The following is a 17,672-nucleotide window of genomic DNA, read 5'->3' as shown; positions in this document are numbered from 1 at the left end:
CGGCCTCACATCACCAGCTTGCTGACGCTGTCGGGCATGGGCTGCGCCAGCGTCGCGTCTTCCAGGGCCTGGTGGCGGCCGCGATCCCAGATCTCCATCCGGGTGCCCATGCCCACCAGCATCAGCTCGCGGTCCAGGCCGGCCCAGCGGCGCAGCTCGGGCGAGAGCTGGATGCGCGAGCCGCTGTCGATCTCCACGTCCAGCGCGCTGCCGATGAAGATGCGACGCCAGGACTCGGCGTCCATCGGCAGACCCATCAGCTTGGCGCGGAATTCCTCCCACGCCGGGCGGGGGAACAGCAGCAGACAGCGCGAGGGGCTCTTGGTGACGGTCATCTGACCCGCGCACAGGGCGGCCAGGCCATCGCGATGACGGGCCGGGACGGTCATCCGCCCCTTGCCGTCCAGCGTCAGCTCGGACTCCCCCTGAAGCACAAATTCCGCCACGAGACCCCACTAAAGTGCACTTTCCCCCACTTTACTGCACCCACACCCCCCGGTCAACGAAACGACGTCCAAAAAATCAATGAAATCAGTCACTTAGCGGGCAATCGAAAGGTATTTCCCCCAGTTTTTCTGTTCAAAAGCAATGACTTGCAGGGGGCTCTCAAAGTGATGCATGAATTCACGCGCCGCAAAGGGAACGCCCCGGGAACCGCTGCAGCGGCGCCCGGGGCGTCGGGGTGAGGCGACTCAGACCAGGGTCAGGCGCACATCGATGTTGTTGCGGGTGGCGTTGGAGTACGGGCAGACGATGTGGGCGCGGTCGATGACCTGCTGCGCGACCTCCCGGTCCACGCCCGGCAGGGTGATGCGCAGCTCGACCTCGATGCCGAAGCCCGTGGGGATGGCGCCGATGCCCACCGTGCCCTGCACCGTGGTGTCGGCCGGCACGGGCAGCTTGTCACGGGCGCCCACGAACTTCATCGCGCCCAGGAAGCAGGCGCTGTAGCCGGCGGCAAACAGTTGCTCGGGGTTGGTGCCGGGGCCGCCGGCGCCGCCGAGTTCACGCGGCACGCTCAGCACCACATCCACGCGACCGTCGTCGGACTGCGCGCGGCCATCGCGGCCGCCGGTGGCTGTGGCGTGGGCTTGGTAGAGGACTTTTTCGATCGACATGGTTTCGCTCCTGAGGGGGGTGTTGCAGGCCGCCCAGCGGCTTGCATGGGACGCACTTTAAATTATTCGCAATTTAATAGCACGCTATTTGATTTGCCCCTGCCCACCGTGAGCCCTTGGCGCTGGGAACACGCACGACGGCGCACTTGCCGCTAGGGCAGCGCGCCGGGCCACCGGACCTGGGCCGTCACCGCGCGAATGCGGCGAGCCCCGGTCGGCCGCGACTCAGGCGCCGGCCGCGCGGCTGGCCGGCCGCACCGCCAGCGTGTCCCGATGGGCCTGCACGGCGCGGGCGACGATGGGACTCAGCCCCTCCCCGGCCCCCGCATCGAGGTGGGCCAGCAGGGCCTCGCGCATGCGCGGCTCCCAGAACTTGCGCAGATGCTGGGCGATCTCCCGGGAGGCCTCCTCGGCATCCGGCATGGATTCGAAGAACTGGCCGATGCGGTTGGCCATCTTCACCAGGTTCTCAATGTCCATCTGCGCCCTGCCCCTGTTCACCGCCTCTGGCCTGCCGATGCGTCCCGGCAACTGCGTTCATCGTGCTCATTTCCCGGTCACCTCGGCGCGCGCCCGGCCTTCGGCCAGGAACGCCAGCTGCTGCCGGTTGAAATCGGCGTACTGCCGCTGCCACTCGGAGGGCTGCAGCACCTGGGTCACCTGCACCGCCGTCACCTTGTACTCCGGGCAGTTGGTGGCCCAGTCGGAGCTGTCGGTGGTGATGACGTTGGCACCCGACTCCGGGAAGTGGAAGGTGGTGTAGACCACGCCGGGCTGCATGCGGTCGCTGATCTGGGCCCGCAGCACGGTCTGCCCCGCGCGGCTGGCGACGCCCACCCAGTCGCCGTCGGCGATGCCGCGCTCCTCGGCGTCGTGGGGATGGATCTCCAGGCGGTCCTCGTCGTGCCACTGGTTGTTGGGCGTGCGCCGGGTCTGCGCGCCGACGTTGTACTGGCTGAGGATGCGCCCGGTGGTCAGCAGCAGCGGGTAGCGGCTGTTGACCTTCTCGTCGCTGGGCACGTACTGGGTGTTGAAGAAGCGGCCCTTGCCGCGCACGAACTTCTCCACATGCATCAGCGAGGTGCCGGCCTCGGCGGTGGTCTCGTTGCAAGGCCACTGCACACTGCCGAAGCGGTCGATCTTCTCGTAGGTGACGCCCGCGAAGCTGGGCGTGAGGGCGGCGATCTCGCGCATGATCTCTTCCGGATGCGTGTAGTGCATCGGGTAGCCCAGGGCGGTGGACAGCATCGCCGTGGCCTCCCAGTCGCCCACGCCAGACAGCGGCGGCATCACCTGGCGCACCCGGCTGATGCGGCGCTCGGCGTTGGTGAAGGTGCCGTCCTTCTCCAGGAAGCTGGAGCCCGGCAGCAGCACATGGGCGTACTTGGCCGTCTCGTTAAGGAAGATGTCCTGCACCACGATGCATTCCATCGCCGACAACGCCGCCGCCACATGCTGGGTGTTGGGGTCGCTCTGGACGATGTCCTCGCCCACGCAGTACAGGCCCTTGAAGCTGCCGGCCAGCGCGGCCTCGAACATGTTCGGGATGCGCAGGCCCGGCTCGGGGCTGATCTCCACACCCCAGGCTGCCTCGAAGGTGCTGCGCACCGTGGTGTCGCTGATGTGGCGGTAGCCGGGCAGTTCGTGCGGGAAGCTGCCCATGTCGCAGCTGCCCTGCACATTGTTCTGCCCGCGCAGCGGGTTCACGCCCACGCCCTCGCGGCCCACCATGCCGCAGGCCATGGCCAGGTTGCAGATGCCGATCACCATGGTCGAGCCCTGCGCATGCTCGGTCACGCCCAGGCCGTAGTAGATGGCCGAGTTGGGACCAGCGGCGAAGAGCCGCGCCGCGGCACGCAGCTCGGACGCCGGCACGCCGGTCACCGGCTCGAAGGCCTCGGGCGAGTTCTCCGGGCGGGCGACGAATTCGCGCCAGGCGTTGAAGCTCGGGGTGTCGCAGCGCTCGGCCACATAGGCCTCGTTCACCAGCCCCTCGGTGACCACCACATGCGCCATCGCGGTGATGACCGCCACGTTGGTGCCGGGCTGCAGCGCCAGGTGGTGCTGGGCCCGGATGTGCGGCGAGCTGACCAGATCGATCCGGCGCGGGTCCACGACGATGAGCTTCGCGCCCTCGCGCAGGCGCTTCTTCATGCGCGAGCCGAACACCGGGTGGGCATCGGTCGGGTTGGCGCCGATGACCATGATCACGTCGGCCTCTTCCACCGACTTGAAGGTCTGGGTGCCGGCCGAGGTGCCGAAGGTCTGGCCCATGCCGTAGCCGGTGGGGGAATGGCAGACCCGGGCGCAGGTGTCCACATTGTTGGTGTGGAAGGCCGCGCGGATCAGCTTCTGGACCAGGTAGACCTCCTCGTTGGTGCAACGCGAGGAGGTGATGCCACCCACCGAATCCTGGCCGTGCCGGGCCTGGATGGCCTTGAAGCGGGTGGCGGCGAAGTCGATCGCCTCGGGCCAGCTGACCTCGCGCCAGGCGTCGGTGATCGTCTCGCGCACCATGGGCTGGGTGATGCGGTCCTTGTGGGTGGCGTAACCCCAGGCGAAGCGCCCCTTCACGCAGGAATGGCCCTCGTTGGCCTTGCCGTCCTTCCAGGGCACCATGCGCACCACGGTGTTGCCCTTCATCTCGGCCTTGAAGCCGCAGCCCACACCGCAGTAGGCGCAGGTGGTGATGACGCTGTGCTCGGGCTGGCCGAGCTCGATCACCGTCTTTTCCTGCAGCGTGGCGGTGGGGCAGGCCTGCACGCAGGCACCGCAGCTCACGCATTCGCTGTCCATGAAGGGCTGGTCCTGCCCCGGCGAGACGCGCGACTCAAAGCCGCGCCCGCTGATCGTCAGCGCGAAGGTGCCCTGCGTCTCCTCGCAGGCCCGCACGCAGCGGTTGCAGACGATGCACTTGCTCGGGTCGTAAGTGAAGTAGGGGTTGGAGGCGTCCTTCTTCGCATCGCAGTGGTGGGCGCCGGCTGCCGCCCCCACGCCGTAGCGCACATTGCGCAAGCCGGTGACGCCGGCCATGTCCTGCAGTTCGCAGTCGCCGTTGGCGCTGCAGGTCAGACAGTCCAGCGGGTGGTCGCTGATGTAGAGCTCCATCACGCCCTTGCGCAGCTGCTGCAGCTTGGGGGTCTGGGTGTGCACCACCATGCCGGCCTCGGCTGGGGTGGTGCAGGAAGCCGGGAAGCCGCGGCGGCCCTCGATCTCCACCAGGCACAGCCGGCAGGAGCCGAAGGGCTCCAGGCTGTCGGTGGCGCAGAGCTTGGGCACGTTGACGCCGGCGTCCACCGCGGCCCGCATCAGCGAGGTGCCCCGGGGCACGCTGACGGCCATGCCGTCGATGGTCAGCGTGACGGTCTGGTCGGACACCCGGGCCGGGGTGCCGTGGTCGATCTCGTTCTTGAGGTGTTGCAGCATCGTCTTCTCCTGCTCAGGCTGCGCGCTCGCTGGGCGGCGCGATGCCGAAATCCTCGGGATAGTGGTCCAGCGCCGAGAGCACCGGATAGGGCGTCATGCCCCCCATCGCGCACAGGCTGCCGGCCAGCATGGTGTCGCACAGGTCGCGCAGCAGGATGACCTGCTCGGCCCGCCGCTCGTCGCGCACGATGCGGTCGATCACCTCGACGCCGCGGGTGCTGCCGATGCGGCAGGGCGTGCACTTGCCGCAGCTCTCCAGCGCGCAGAACTCCATGGCGTAGCGCGCCAGCGCCGCCATGTCGGCCGTGTCGTCGTGCACCACGATGCCGCCATGGCCCACCACCGCGCCAAAGGCGGCGTAAGCCTCGTAGTCCAGCGGCACATCCCACTTGGACTCGGGCACATAGGCGCCCAGCGGCCCACCCACCTGCACCGCCTTGACCGGCCGGCCGCTGCGCGTGCCGCCGCCAAAACCGTAGATCAGCTCGCGCAGCGTCAGGCCGAAGGCCTTCTCGACCAGGCCGCCGTGCCGGATGTTGCCGGCCAGTTGGAAGGGCAGCGTGCCGTGCGAGCGGCCCACGCCGTAGTTCCGGTAGAAGTCCGCCCCGCGGGCCAGGATGATGGGCACGCTGGCCAGGGTGATGACGTTGTTGATCACCGTCGGCTGACCGAACAGGCCCTGCAGCGCCGGCAGCGGCGGCTTGGCCCGCACGATGCCGCGCTTGCCCTCGATGCTCTCGAGCATCGCCGTCTCTTCGCCGCAGACATAGGCTCCGGCCGCCTTGCGCACCTCCAGTTGGAAGGGCCGCCCGCTGCCGCAGACATCGGCCCCCAGGAAGCCTGCCTCGGTGGCCCGCACGATGGCCTCGCGCATCGTCGCCACCGCGTGCGGGTACTCCGAGCGGATGTAGACCACCCCGTGCGTGGCGCCCACCGCCAGGCCGGCGATGGCCATGCCCTCGATCAGCATGAAGGGATCGCCCTCCATCGTCATGCGGTCGGAGTAGGTGCCCGAATCGCCCTCGTCGGCGTTGCAGACCAGGTACTTCTGGCCGGCCGCGGCCTCGGCCACCGTCTTCCACTTGATGCCGGCCGGAAAGGCCGCCCCACCCCGGCCGCGCAGGCCGGAATGGGTGACCTCGTGGATCACGTCGCCAGGCGACATGGCTGCGGCGCGCCGCAGGCCCACCCAGCCCTCATGGGCGGCGTAATCGGCCAGCGACAGCGGGTCGGTCAGCCCCATGCGGCGAAAGGTCAGCCGCTCCTGCAGCGCCAGAAAGGGGATCTGCTCGGTCACCCCCTGCCCCAGCGCGTGGGCGCCGCCCGCCAGGAAACCAGCCTCGAACAGGCCGGGCACGTCCTGCGGCGCCACCGGCCCGTAGGCCACGCGGCCGGCCGGCGTCTGCACCTCCACCATCGGCTCCAGCCAGAACAGGCCGCGCGAGCCGTTGCGCACCAGGGTCACGGCCTGGCCGCGGCGGGCGGCCTCGGCGGCGATGGCAGCGGCCACCTGGTCGGCCCCGGCGGCCAGCGCCGCAGAGTCGCGCGGCACGTAGATCGTCGTGGCCGTGCTCATTGCGGCCTCCCCACGTCGGCCAGCAGCTGCTCCAGCCGCTCGGGCGTCACCCGGGCATGCAACTGGTCGTCGATCTGCACCGCCGGCGAGGAGGCACACAGCCCCAGGCAGTACACCGGCTCCAGGGTCACCGCGCCATCGGCCCGGGTCTCGTGCCGCTGGCAGCCCAGAAAGCGCTCGGCATGCGCCAGCAATGATTCGCCCCCGCAGGCCCGGCAGGCCTCGGCCCGGCACACCTGCACCACCCGGCGGCCCGGCGCCTCCCGGCGGAAGAAGTGGTAGTAGGTGATGACGCCATGCACCTCGGCGCGCGAGAGGTTGAGCGCCCGCGCGATGGAGGGCACGGCATCGTCCGGCACATGGCCCAGGGCGTCCTGCACCGCATGCAGCAGGGGCAGCAGCGCCCCGGGCTGGTCGCGGTGCTCGGCCACGATCTCGGCCACCCGGACCAGGTCTTGCGCGGAACTTGGAATCAGCTTCATGGATGACAGATCACCGCCGGAGCGGCGTTCAGTGAAAGACTCAGTGGAAGAACTTGGCCGCGCTCAGCAGCGTGCGGTACACGCCCCAAGCCAGCGGCACCCCGACGGCCAGCCAGGCCAGCGCCACCCAGACGACGGGCGTCCGGTGGAACGTCATGGTGACCGGACCCGCCGCGGAAGCCAAGGCTTTGTCGTGGGCCAGGCGTTTTTCCTCGGCCAGCTCGGCCTCGGTCATGAAATGCTTGTCGGCCACCGGCCGCACCAGCCAGTTGCAGAGCAGCCCCACGCCCAGCATGCCCACCAGGATGTACATGGTCTGGTTGTAGACCTGGTCACGCGGGATGCCCAGGCCCAGCTGGTAGTCGCGCATGTAGTTCACCACCACTGGGCCGAGGATGCCGGCGGTGGCCCAGGCGGTGAGCAGGCGGCCATGGATGGCGCCCACCATCTGCGTGCCGAACAGGTCGGCCAGGTAGGCCGGCACGGTGGCGAAGCCGCCGCCGTACATGCTCAGGATGATGCAGAAGGCACCGACGAACAGCAGCTTGCTGCCGGCCCCAGCGCTGGCCGGGATGCTGAAGTACAGCAGGCCGCCCAGGATGAAGAAGACGGTGTAGGTCAGCTTGCGGCCCAGGGCGTCCGACAGGCTGGCCCAGAAGAAGCGGCCGGCGATGTTGAACAGGCTCAGCAGCGCCGTGAAGCCGGCGGCCACGCCCGCGATGGCGGTGAGCTGGGTCTTGTCGAGTTCACCGAACTTGGCCGGCACACCGATCAGGCTGCCACCGAAGACCTCCTGCAGCATCGGGCTGGCCATGCCGATCACGCCGATGCCGGCCGAGACGTTCATGCACAGCACCATCCAGACCAGCCAGAACTGCGGGATGCCCCAGACCTTCTTCACGTGCACATGGCCGTGGGTGATCATGGCCTTCTGGCCGGCCTGGGCGGGCGGCGTCCAGCCCTCCGGCGCCCAGCCGCTGGCTGGAATGCGGTAACCGAAGGCGCCGACCAGCATGGCCACGATGTACAGACAACCCATGACCACGAAAGTCTCCCAGACACCGACGCTGGCGGGGGTAGCAAAGTGCTTCATGAGCTCGGCGGCCAGGGGCGAACCGATCATCGCGCCGCCGCCGAAGCCCATGATGGCCATGCCGGTGGCCATGCCCCGCTTGTCCGGGAACCACTTGATCAGCGTGCTGACCGGCGAGATGTAGCCCAGCCCCAGCCCGATGCCGCCGACGATGCCCGAGCCCAGGATCATCATCCAGAACTGGTGGGTGTAGACGCCCAGGGCCGAGAACAGCATGCCGCCGCCCCAGCACAGCGCGGCCAGCACGCCCACCTTGCGGGGGCCGACGCGCTCCAGCCAGCCGCCCCAGATGGCGGCCGACAGGCCCAGGAAGACGAAGAACAGCGTGTACATCCAGCCCAGGGTGGAGATGGGCCAGTCGCAGCTGGTGGTGAACAGCTGCTGGAAGAAGCCCACCTCGGGGCCGCACTTCAGTGCCTCCTTGATGCCGATGGCCTTGGACAGCGGCAGCCAGAACACCGAGAAGCCGTAGGCCATGCCGATGCACAGGTGGATGGCCAGCGCGGCCGGTGGCACCAGCCAGCGGTTGAAGCCGGGCGCGGCGATGGTGCGTTCCTTGGGCAGGATCCCAGCGTCCTGGTGGTGCGGGGGCGCAGCCCCTTGGGTGAGTACCGACGACATCTTGTCTCCTTGTGTGTATGGCGGGCCGCGATCCGGTAGAGAATGCGGCCGATGTTTTTCGGCCCGCGCATCGTCACGGTGATCGGCGTTCCACGCAATATGAACCGGTGGGGCCGATACATCGGCAGCGGGCTTCCTAAGCAGCAACCCTGATGAAGCAGGTCTCCATCCGTCCCGTGTGGACGATCCAGGATGTCGGCGGTCCGCCGCTTCCCGCCCGCCTGATCGAACTGCTGGTGCAGGTGGCCGAGACGGGCAGCCTGCTGCTGGCCACACGTTCGCTGGATCTGTCCTACCGCCGCGCCTGGGACCTGGTGCGCCAGGGCGAACAGCTCTTCGGCGCCCAACTGCTGGTGATGGAGCGCGGACGCGGCTCCACCCTCACCGACCTGGGCGCGCGCATCGTCTGGGCCGACAAGCGCATTCACGCCCGCCTGACGCCGGTGCTGGAATCGCTGTCCTCCGAGCTGGCCGAGGAGTTGCGCGGCGCGCTCAGCGAGAGCCCGTCGGCCCTGCGCATCCACGCCAGCCACGGCTTCGCGATCGAGCGGCTGATCGAGCGCCTGGCCGCCGACGGCCTGAAGCTGGCCGTCCATTACGCCAGCAGCTCGGCCGCGGCCGCGGCCCTGCGCGAGGGCGACTGCGACATCGCCGGCCTGCACATCCCCTTCGGACCGATGCAGGACATGGCCCTGGCCCACTACCGCCCCTGGCTGTCGGGCATGGCCCTGAGCCTGGTGGACATCGCCACCCGGCGCCAGGGGCTGATGGTGCGCCCCGGCAACCCCAAGGAGCTGTACAGCCTGGCCGACCTGACCCGGCCCTCGGTGCGCTTCATCAACCGCCAGGTGGGCTCCGGCACGCGGCTGCTGCTCGAAGGGCTGCTCAAGGCCCAGGACATCGCCACCACCCGCATCGCCGGCTTCGAGCAGGGCGAGTACACCCACGCGGCGGTGGCGGCCTATGTAGCCAGCGGCATGGCCGACGTGGGCTTCGGCCTGGAGCCACCGGCCCGCCAGTTCAAGCTGGACTTCGTGCCCGTCGCCACCGAGCGCTACTTCCTGCTCTGTCGCGACGATGTGATGGACAGCACGGCGCTGCAGACCGTGCTGGCCGCGCTGCGCGAGCCGGCCTTTCGGGCCCGGCTGGCCGACCTGCCGGGCTACGACCCCGGCGCCGCCGGCACCGTCACCCCGCTGGCCCAGGCCTATCCGGCCATCGACCTCTAGACGCCAGCGCGCCTGGGCGTGTTCAGCGTGGCGCGGCAACCTGCTCCAGCGCCAGGGCGCCACCGGCCAGGGCCGCCAGCGTGTCCGTGATGATGGCCACCGGCACGGCGGCCAGGTAGTCGGCGAAGCGCCCCTTGGCCAGCATGCGCTCGCGAAACCGCGAGCAGGCGAAGAAGTCCCCCAGACGCGGCACGATGCCGCCGCCGATGTAGAGGCCGCCACGCGCGCCCAGTGTGAGCACCACGTTGCCGGCCACGCCGCCGAGCATTGCGCAGAAGTGCGCCAGGGTCTCCCGGCACAGGGCATCGCCCCCGTCGCCGAGCCCGGCCGTCACGATCTGCTCGGCCGACAGGACCGGCACCGCGCGGCCCTGCACCGCCGCCACCGCCTGGTGCAGCAGCGGCAGGCCCAGGCCGGACAGCAGGCGCTCGGCCGAGACATGGCCGTGGCTGCGGCGCACCCAGGCCAGCAGCGCGGCCTCTTCCTCGTCGGCCGCGGCCAGGGTGACATGGCCGCCCTCACCCGCGATGGCCGCCCAGCCGGCCGGCGTGGGCAGCACGCCGCCCACGCCCAGGCCGGTGCCCGGGCCGACCACGGCCAGCATCTGGGCGGGATGCTCATCCGGCGCCAGCCAGCCGGCCGGTGTGTGGCGCTGGGCCTGTCCCAGCCGCGGCAGGGACAGGGCCAGGGCCTCGAAGTCGTTGAGCACCAGCAGCCGGGCCAGGCCCAGCGCGTCCTGCAGCCCCTGCACCGAAAATCGCCAGGCGCTGTTCGTGAAGCTCACCTCGTCCCCGGTGACCGGCGTGGCGACCGCCAGCGCGGCCGCCGCCAGACCCTCGGTGGCCAGCCCCGCCGGCGCCGCTGCCGGGGCCAGACCCGCCAGATAAGCCCGGATCGCCTGCTCAGGGCCGGCGTGGTCGGCCACCGCCAGGCGCTGCACATGGACCGCCGGCCGCCCCACGGCCGTCACCAGCCCGAAGCGCGCATTGGTGCCACCGATGTCGGCCACCAGCCAGGGACGGGCCGGCGTGGCGGGGGGGATTGCGGAGTCCATGAAGCGAGGCCCACCATGCAAAAAGGGACCGCCCCATGATACGGGGACGGTCCCTGTCCGGTCAGGGGACGCCCGCAGGCGCCCGCCGGCTTCAGTGCACGCTGGCGCGGCTGCGCTTGGCGGCCTTCAGCGCCGGTGCCTCCACCAGCCACAGGTCGCGCGCCGGGTCGATCTGGCTGGTCACCAGGCCGCTCAGGGTCGCCACCACCTTGTACTTGGCGGTGTTGGGGTTGTAGACCTGCACGTGCACGCCCTCGGCGTGATTGCGCAGCTGCACCACGCGGTCGCCGATCGGATCGCTGCCGGTGTAGCCGATGCTGGCCAGCAGCGTGCGCAGGTCCAGCACGTCCTCACCCGGGGTGAAGTCGGTGATGGTGTCGCGCGCATCGCCCAGGGCCGTCAGGCGGAACTGGTCACGGCCGGCACCGCCGGTCAGGGTGTCGGCCTTGCCGCCGGCGATGAAGACATCGTCACCCGGCGTGCCCACCAGGGTGTCGCGCTTCTTGGAGCCGCTGATGGTGTTGAGCAGGCTCAGGGCCATGACCATCGGGTCATGGTCGGACGAGCGGTAGGCGGTGGACGTGTAGTAGTCCGGGCCGCAGGTGGCGCAGGCCGGCTGCTTGTACTCCAGGTTGTAGTCGATGATGGCCGGCTCGTCGGCGTTGATGTGCCAGTCGACCGCATCGGTCACCTTGCCCGACAGCGAGGCGGTGGCAAAGCCATGGTCCAGGCGGCCCGAGGCGCCGTCGAACACATAGGAATAGCCGAAGCTGTTGAAGCGGCTGACCTGGTCGCCGAAGCCCGAGGAGGTCAGGGTCACGACCGGGTCTTCCTGGGCGTACGAGTTGAAGTCGCCCAGCAGCACGGCGTCCGTCGTGCCGGCGGCATCGGCCAGCGTGCCCACCCAGGTGGACAGGCGCTCGGCCTGCTGCACGCGCAGCGCGTTCCAGCAGCCCTGGCCGTCACCGCTGTCGAAGTTGCCGGCGTAGTCGCTGTCACCGGCCGAGGGGCAGCTGCCCTTGGACTTCAGGTGGTTGACCACCAGGGTGACGCGCTGGCCATTGAGGGTGGCGAAGGTCTGGGCCAGCGGCGGGCGGTTGTTCACCGGGTCGGTGTCCGACTGGGCCTCGCCCACGCGGCTCAGGCGGGCCGGCTTGTAGATCATCGCCACCTTGATGGCGTCGCTGCCGGTGCCGGCGGCCGGGTCGGTCACCACGGCATAGGTGCCGGTGCCGACCTTGGCGTTCAGGGCGTCCACCAGGTTCTGCACGGCGGTGGCGCCGTTGTTCTGCATCTCCATCAGGCCCAGGGCATCGGCGTCGATGGCAGCGATGGCGGCCACGATCTTGTCGCGCTGGCGGGTGAACTCGGCCAGGCTGTCGGCGCCGCGGCAGTTGCTGGCCGAGACGCTGCCATTGAGGCTGCAGCCCTGGCCGGTCTGGCCGTCGGCGGTGCTGCCGTCGGTGAAGGTGGTGAAGAAGTTCAGCACATTGAAGCTGGCGAGCTTCAGGTTGCCGCCGGTGGTGACGGGCGCCTCGGTGCGGGCGTTGTCACGGCTGAAGACCACCGTGCCGATCGGCTGGATCTTGTAGTCGCCAAAACCCGTGTTGCTGGCTGTGGCCAGGCCGTAGTCGACCACGCCGGTCACGCTGGCCGTGGTGTCCCCCGCGCGCAGGGTGTTGTCCACGCCGATGAACGGGGTCGGGTTGGGGTTCTGCAGCGAGCTGCCATCGTCCAGGATGATGCGGCGGCGGGCGTTCTCGTCGGCCAGGGCCACGGCCTCGTCCGAGCCGGGGCGGTAGCGGTTGGTCGGCGTCTCCATGCGGCCGCCCACCGACAGGGTGACCTCGCCGTAGCGGCCCTGGAAGTAGTTCTGCGACACGGTCAGCGGGCCCTGCAGCGTGACCAGCATGCCCTCGTAGCGCTCCAGGTCGTCGTTGACGGCCTCGGGCAGGGTGACCACGACCGGGGTGATGGTGTGGCCGCTGCTGAGCACGGTGAGCGCCGACGGGCCGGTCAGCTCGGTGACGGTGTGGGCCGCGGTGTCGGTGTTGCTGCTGGCGCCCACGTTGTACTCGGTCACCGCGGCGGTCAGCTGCACCCAGTCGCCCGTGGTCACGGTGGGGGTGGTGCGGGTGTAGACGAAGACGCCGTCAGAGGTGCTGTCTTCGCCGTCGCCGGCCGGGTCCTGCATGAAGAAGCCGTTTTCCATCACCAGGGTCACGACGCCGCTGGTCTGCACCGACTGGCCCAGCAGCGGGCTGGTGCCGGTGCGGCCCTGGATCTGCGGGATGGTGGCGGCCACCGGGCCCGGTGCGGCGCCGCAGGTGCCCAGGGCACTGGCGCTGTTGCGCGGCGCCGGGGTGGCGGTGGCGAAGTCGTTGGCGTTGTTGTCGCTGTCGGTGCAGCCCGAGGCCGCGCGCAGCAGCGCGCTGGTGTTGGACGGCGCCGTGGCCACCGCGCCTTCGAACCAGTTGGCCGAGCCGAAGCCCACCAGGTCCACCAGGGCGCTGCTGCTGGGCGTGGCGCCGCTCAGGGCCACGGTGCTGTTGAGCAGCGCGACCTTGCCGCTGGTGGCGCTCATCGCGATGGTGCCGGTGGCGTCCGGCGTGGGCAGGGCGTCGGTGCCGGCGCTGCCCTGGGCTTCCTGCACCAGGAAGTACTGGCCCGGCTGCAACGTCACGGCCGGCAGCGTGGTGACCTGCCAGGTGCCGGTGCCGGTGCTGGAGTTGTACTGCAGCGACCAGCCGGCCAGCGACACGGCGCTGGTGCCGGCGTTGTAGAGCTCGACGAAGTCGTTCTTCAGCGTGGCGCCGCTGTTGCCGCCTCCGCCGTAGAACTGGCTGATGACCACGCCGGAGGTGGAGGCCTGGGCCAGCGGTGCGGCGCAGACCAGCAGGGCCGCGATGGCGGCGGCAAGAGGATGGAGTTTCATGAAGCTGAAGGTTGGAGCGGTTGGAATCGCTCGGGGCCCTCGTGGAGCACCCGGCGTGAGGCTCCGCAGCTTCGTGACCCGGGATGACCGGGCCGTGTCACCCTGCTGACGGCAGGGCCGGCCCGGGCATGGCCCATCCGGCGCGTCAGATCACCGTCGTGTGAAACACGCGGCGATCTCCCGGCCCGTTGCCGACATCTGGCCTCACTGTCCGTCCTTGATCAGGCGCCCATCCGCCGCCTGCACGGGCCTGGCATTCATGGGATACAAACGGGCGAAGATGTCGATCTGCGTTTGCGACAGGGTCACCGGCTGCTTCATCACCAGCCACAGCACGCCCTCGCTGCAGGGCGGTGTGGTGAGCGAGCCCATGTAGGTCAGGTAGTGGGGGTCCTGCGGCAACAGGGCCGGCAGGTCGATCGGCACGGGCGAGGCCAGGCTGCTGCCACGCTCCAGCGGCAGCGCATTCCAGACGGACTGGATCTGCGGCTGCGGCTCACCCCGCTGCAGCAGCACGGCCACCACCGCCAGCTGGCCCTCGGCGTCCTTGTGGACCAGGTGGATCACCATGTCGAAGCTGCGGCCGTTGATGCGCTCCTCGGACGGCTTGTGGAAGTGGAACTGCACCAGGTCATAGCGGCGGCCATTGACGGTGATGCTGTTGCCCGCCGCCGGGCTGACCTGGATGGTGTGGCCGTTGTCCAGCACATTGAAGCCGCTGGGCCGGTAGTCGAACTGGATGGGCGGCAACTGCACCGGAATGCCGTCGCGGATGTCGATCGGGCTTTGCCGGTGGCCGCTGCCGCACTGCGCGTACTCGGGCGTCAGGCGGGCCCAGGCCAGGGGCCCCTCGGGACCGTCGTAGCTCCAGTGGGGCGGATGGTGCTCACCATGGCCGGCCGGCTCGGGCGCGCTGTCCTTGCGGCCAGCCGCCTTGGCGTTGGCCTTGGTTTTGCGGGCCGGGGTCGCGGCCTCGCCATCGGTCTTGTTCTCCACCCGCACCACATAGGGCGTGGGGCTGCCCGGCGCCTTGGCCGCGCCCAGCTTTTCGGCCAGGCGCTCCCGCAGATCGTCCATGGTCATGGGCTTGCGTGCGGCGCCGGAGGCGGCCGAGGCCGGGACGGCCTGCTCGGCAGCCGGCTCGTGCGTGCCCGCAGCCTGGCAGGACAGCGCGGTGGCGAATGCCAGCGGCGCCAGCAGGCCGCTGGCGGACAGGGACCGACGGGAGGCGAAGGCGTGGGTGAAAGCGCTCATCACCGGCATATCGGCCGGTCCGCCCGCTGCTTGAGCGTCAGCCGGCGCGGTGGCCGGCCGCTCCCGGGGCCGGATGCGGCAGCCGGGGCTGCACCCACCACCACGCCAGCAGGCCGATGGCCATGAGACCCAGCGAGGCCCAGGCCAGGCCCATCAGCGAATGCATGACCAGCGGCGCCAGGGCCCCGGCCACCAGCGCGTTGGCCACGCTGCCGATGCAGGCTTGCAGCGACGAGGCCATGCCCCGCCGTTCCGGCGCCTGATCCAGCACCAGCAGGGTCACCACCGGCACCATCACCGCCCAGCCCAGCGAGTACACGCCCAGGATGGGCAGGGCCCACCAGGGGCTGAGTGGCAGCAGAGCGTTCAGCAGCACGTTGAGCAGGCCCACGCCAGCCATCACCTGGAAACCATGGCGCACCTGCTGGTGCGGGGAGATGCGGCCGGCCAGGCGACCCGACAGCCAGGCACCGGCCATGATGCCGCCGATGGTCATCAGGAACAGGTAGAAGAACTGGGTGGGGGCCAGATGCATGTGTTCGCCCAGGAACACCGGGGCCGACAGCACGTAGAGGAACATGCCGTTGAAGGGCACGCCCGAAGCCAGGCACAGGGCCATGAAGCGGGCACTGCCGCCCAGCTGCACGTAGCCGCGCATCAGGTGCCCCACGCTGAAGGGCTGGCGCTGGGCCGGGTCCAGGGTCTCCGGCAGGCGCGCGCCCATCAGCAGGGACAGGCCCAGGCCGATCAGCGCCAGCAGACCGAAGATGCTGGGCCAGCCCAGCCAGACGAAGAGCTGACCGCCGATGATGGGTGCGATGGCCGGCGCCAAGCCGAAGAACAGCGTGACCTGCGACATCACCCGCTGGGCTTCATGGGGCGGAAACATGTCCCGGATGACGGCGCGCGACACCACCATGCCGGCCCCGGCCGACATGCCCTGCAGGGCCCGGAACAGCACCAGCTGACCGATCGACTGCGACAGCGCGCAGCCCAGAGAGGCCAGCGCGAACACCGTCATGCCCACCAGCACCACCGGCCGGCGGCCGAAGCTGTCGGCCAGCGCGCCGTGGAACAGGTTCATCAGCGCGAAGGCCAGCAGGTAGGCCGACAACGTCTGCTGCATCTCCACCGGCGTGGCGCCCAGGGACTGGGCGATGCCGGCGAAGGCCGGGATGTAGGTGTCGATCGAGAAGGGCCCGATCATGCTGAGCGTGGCCAGCAGCAGGGCCAGGGTCCAGCGGCGGCCGGGCCAGAGTTGGGAGGCGTTCGGGTTCATTCGGCAGGCCGGCGCGGGCTCGGGATCGTCATCGGTAAAAGAGTGAAGCAGACCGATAGGCCGGATTCTGTGCACCGCGCCGGCTTGCGCCGCCACGGTGTGACCGCCATTCCTCTGGGCCGGGGTGTTGCCACCCTGGCTCGATGCCACCTACCCGCCAGCTCAGCGAGCCGCGTCAAAGCTGGCCTATTTGGTGTTGCTGCGCGTAGAGATTGCCGCGTTTCACCCGGCGACGTCGGAGCGCGGCATGCCGTCTCCCAAGAAGGCTTGCGCCTTCCGTCGCCGACTCGTCTCTGTGGCTCTGATCCGCACCTCGCGGTGGACGGGCGTTACCCGCTACGCTGCTCTGTGCAGTCCGGACCTTCCTCCAGTGCGGCCTTTCGGCCCGGCGCTTGCGCGCCGCCTTGCGGATTGCACCAGCGGCGGTCTGGTCTGCTTCACGCCGTCATTGTCCCATGCTTTGGAAAGACCGCCGAAGCCGAGCGGCCCTCCACATAACTTGCAGTCAGAAGCTCATGGGAGACAGCGCGCAGGCCTTGGGGCATCATCGTCCGCACCTCATCGGGCCCCGGGCCCTGGAGACACGAATGAAAGCCAACAACGTTCTCGCCACGATCGGCCACACGCCGCACATCCGCATCAACCGCCTGTTCGGGCCCGATGCCCAGGTCTGGATCAAGTCCGAGCGCAGCAACCCCGGCGGCTCGATCAAGGACCGCATCGCGCTGGCGATGGTCGAGGCGGCCGAGGCCAGCGGCGCGCTGAAGGCCGGTGGCACCATCATCGAGCCCACCTCCGGCAACACCGGCGTGGGCCTGGCCATGGTGGCCGCCGTCAAGGGCTACAAGCTGATCCTGGTGATGCCCGAGAGCATGAGCCTGGAGCGCCGCCGCCTGATGCTGGCCTATGGCGCCAGCTTCGACCTGACGCCCAAGGAAAAAGGCATGAAGGGCGCCATCGCCCGGGCCGAAGAACTGGCCGCCAGCACCCCCGGCGCCTGGATCCCCCAGCAGTTCGAGAACCCGGCCAACATCGAGGTGCACCAGCGCACCACCGCGCAGGAAATCCTGGCCGACTTTCCCGAGGGCCTGGATGCGGTGATCACCGGCGTAGGCACCGGCGGTCACCTCTCCGGTGTGGCCAGCGTGCTGAAGGCGAAGTGGCCGCAGCTCAAGGTGTTCGCGGTGGAGCCCTCCGCCTCGCCGGTCATCAGCGGTGGCCAGCCCTCGCCCCACCCCATCCAGGGCATCGGCGCCGGCTTCGTGCCCAAGAACCTGAAGACCGAGCTGCTGGACGGCGTGATCCTGGTCGAAGGCGACGACGCCAAGGAATACGCCCGCCGCAGCGCCCGCGAGGAAGGCCTGCTGGTGGGCATCTCCAGCGGTGCCACGCTGGCCGCCATCGCCAAGAAGCTGGCCGAACTGCCGGCCGGCAGCCGCGTGCTGGGCTTCAACTACGACACCGGCGAACGCTACCTGTCGGTGGACGGCTTCCTGCCGGCGGGCAGCTGAGCCCCTGATCGGAAAGGGGGTGGCGCCCCCGCCCCCGCACCAAAGCGGCGCTGAGCCGCGGGGAAAACGCCTCAGCGCTGTGCAGCTCAGGCCC

13 protein-coding genes and 1 other RNA gene are annotated in these 17,672 nt (G+C 69.7%); 2 read left to right on the top strand and 12 right to left on the bottom strand.

What is annotated here, in order from left to right:
- Window positions 1–5: 5 nt before the first annotated feature.
- The 7 genes from M0L44_RS02880 to M0L44_RS02850 all read right to left on the bottom strand — a co-directional run bounded on the left by M0L44_RS02880 (window position 6) and on the right by M0L44_RS02850 (window position 8,316).
- Entirely contained in the window at window positions 6–434 is a 429-nt protein-coding gene (locus M0L44_RS02880) for a division/cell wall cluster transcriptional repressor MraZ (RefSeq protein WP_252768564.1), read from the bottom strand.
- Between the two features lie 258 nt (window positions 435–692).
- Entirely contained in the window at window positions 693–1,118 is a 426-nt protein-coding gene (locus tag M0L44_RS02875) for an organic hydroperoxide resistance protein (RefSeq protein ID WP_252768114.1), read from the bottom strand.
- Between the two features lie 225 nt (window positions 1,119–1,343).
- Complete coding sequence (locus tag M0L44_RS02870) at window positions 1,344–1,598, bottom strand: formate dehydrogenase subunit delta (protein ID WP_252768113.1); 255 nt, start codon at window positions 1,596–1,598, stop codon at window positions 1,344–1,346.
- A gap of 66 nt (window positions 1,599–1,664) precedes the next feature.
- Entirely contained in the window at window positions 1,665–4,544 is a 2,880-nt protein-coding gene (gene fdhF / locus M0L44_RS02865; RefSeq protein WP_252768112.1) for a formate dehydrogenase subunit alpha, read from the bottom strand.
- Between the two features lie 13 nt (window positions 4,545–4,557).
- A complete protein-coding gene (locus M0L44_RS02860; RefSeq protein ID WP_252768111.1) occupies window positions 4,558–6,120 on the bottom strand; it encodes a formate dehydrogenase beta subunit in 1,563 nt (520 codons plus the stop codon).
- On the bottom strand, window positions 6,117–6,602 hold the full coding sequence (locus M0L44_RS02855) for a formate dehydrogenase subunit gamma (RefSeq protein ID WP_252768110.1): 486 nt from the start codon (window positions 6,600–6,602) through the stop codon (window positions 6,117–6,119). Before M0L44_RS02855 ends, M0L44_RS02860 begins: the two co-directional genes overlap by 4 nt.
- 40 nt (window positions 6,603–6,642) lie before the next feature.
- A complete protein-coding gene (locus tag M0L44_RS02850; protein WP_252768109.1) occupies window positions 6,643–8,316 on the bottom strand; it encodes an OFA family MFS transporter in 1,674 nt (557 codons plus the stop codon).
- A 152-nt stretch (window positions 8,317–8,468) separates the two neighbouring features.
- On the opposite strand from M0L44_RS02850, the gene M0L44_RS02845 reads away from it, so the two are divergent.
- Window positions 8,469–9,545, top strand: a complete 1,077-nt coding sequence (locus tag M0L44_RS02845) for a substrate-binding domain-containing protein (protein WP_252768108.1) — start codon at window positions 8,469–8,471, stop codon at window positions 9,543–9,545.
- Window positions 9,546–9,567: 22 nt separating this feature from the next.
- Here the strand turns inward: M0L44_RS02845 and glk are convergent, their stop codons facing one another.
- From glk to rnpB, 5 genes are all read right to left on the bottom strand, one after another.
- Window positions 9,568–10,599 carry a glucokinase gene (gene glk, locus M0L44_RS02840; RefSeq protein ID WP_252768107.1) on the bottom strand — a complete coding sequence of 344 codons (1,032 nt, stop codon included), beginning with the start codon at window positions 10,597–10,599 and terminating at the stop codon, window positions 9,568–9,570.
- A gap of 91 nt (window positions 10,600–10,690) precedes the next feature.
- Window positions 10,691–13,534, bottom strand: coding sequence for an ExeM/NucH family extracellular endonuclease (locus M0L44_RS02835; RefSeq protein ID WP_252768106.1), 2,844 nt, complete (start codon window positions 13,532–13,534; stop codon window positions 10,691–10,693).
- A gap of 204 nt (window positions 13,535–13,738) precedes the next feature.
- Window positions 13,739–14,788, bottom strand: a complete 1,050-nt coding sequence (locus M0L44_RS02830) for a carbonic anhydrase (protein ID WP_252768105.1) — start codon at window positions 14,786–14,788, stop codon at window positions 13,739–13,741.
- 37 nt (window positions 14,789–14,825) lie between these two features.
- A complete protein-coding gene (locus tag M0L44_RS02825; RefSeq protein ID WP_252768104.1) occupies window positions 14,826–16,067 on the bottom strand; it encodes a multidrug effflux MFS transporter in 1,242 nt (413 codons plus the stop codon).
- 40 nt (window positions 16,068–16,107) lie between these two features.
- Window positions 16,108–16,506: RNase P RNA component class A (gene rnpB, locus M0L44_RS02820), an RNA gene on the bottom strand.
- Between the two features lie 148 nt (window positions 16,507–16,654).
- Between rnpB and cysK the strand changes: the two genes are divergently transcribed.
- Complete coding sequence (gene cysK, locus M0L44_RS02815; RefSeq protein ID WP_252768103.1) at window positions 16,655–17,578, top strand: cysteine synthase A; 924 nt, start codon at window positions 16,655–16,657, stop codon at window positions 17,576–17,578.
- The last annotated feature ends 94 nt before the right edge of the window (window positions 17,579–17,672 follow it).

This window comes from Ideonella oryzae, assembly GCF_024055665.1.
GTDB lineage: Bacteria > Pseudomonadota > Gammaproteobacteria > Burkholderiales > Burkholderiaceae_C > Ideonella > Ideonella oryzae.
This window is presented reverse-complemented; position numbering and strand designations above follow the sequence as displayed.

Bases quoted from the DNA above. Each gene is read 5' to 3' on its own strand.
- M0L44_RS02875 (WP_252768114.1), bottom strand. From the start codon at position 1,118: ATGTCGATCGAAAAAGTCCTCTACCAAGCCCACGCCACAGCCACCGGC.
- M0L44_RS02870 (WP_252768113.1), bottom strand. From the start codon at position 1,598: ATGGACATTGAGAACCTGGTGAAGATGGCCAACCGCATCGGCCAGTTC.
- fdhF (WP_252768112.1), bottom strand. From the start codon at position 4,544: ATGCTGCAACACCTCAAGAACGAGATCGACCACGGCACCCCGGCCCGG.
- M0L44_RS02860 (WP_252768111.1), bottom strand. From the start codon at position 6,120: ATGAGCACGGCCACGACGATCTACGTGCCGCGCGACTCTGCGGCGCTG.
- M0L44_RS02855 (WP_252768110.1), bottom strand. From the start codon at position 6,602: ATGAAGCTGATTCCAAGTTCCGCGCAAGACCTGGTCCGGGTGGCCGAG.
- M0L44_RS02850 (WP_252768109.1), bottom strand. From the start codon at position 8,316: ATGTCGTCGGTACTCACCCAAGGGGCTGCGCCCCCGCACCACCAGGAC.
- M0L44_RS02845 (WP_252768108.1), top strand. From the start codon at position 8,469: ATGAAGCAGGTCTCCATCCGTCCCGTGTGGACGATCCAGGATGTCGGC.
- glk (WP_252768107.1), bottom strand. From the start codon at position 10,599: ATGGACTCCGCAATCCCCCCCGCCACGCCGGCCCGTCCCTGGCTGGTG.
- M0L44_RS02835 (WP_252768106.1), bottom strand. From the start codon at position 13,534: ATGAAACTCCATCCTCTTGCCGCCGCCATCGCGGCCCTGCTGGTCTGC.
- M0L44_RS02830 (WP_252768105.1), bottom strand. From the start codon at position 14,788: ATGAGCGCTTTCACCCACGCCTTCGCCTCCCGTCGGTCCCTGTCCGCC.
- M0L44_RS02825 (WP_252768104.1), bottom strand. From the start codon at position 16,067: ATGAACCCGAACGCCTCCCAACTCTGGCCCGGCCGCCGCTGGACCCTG.
- cysK (WP_252768103.1), top strand. From the start codon at position 16,655: ATGAAAGCCAACAACGTTCTCGCCACGATCGGCCACACGCCGCACATC.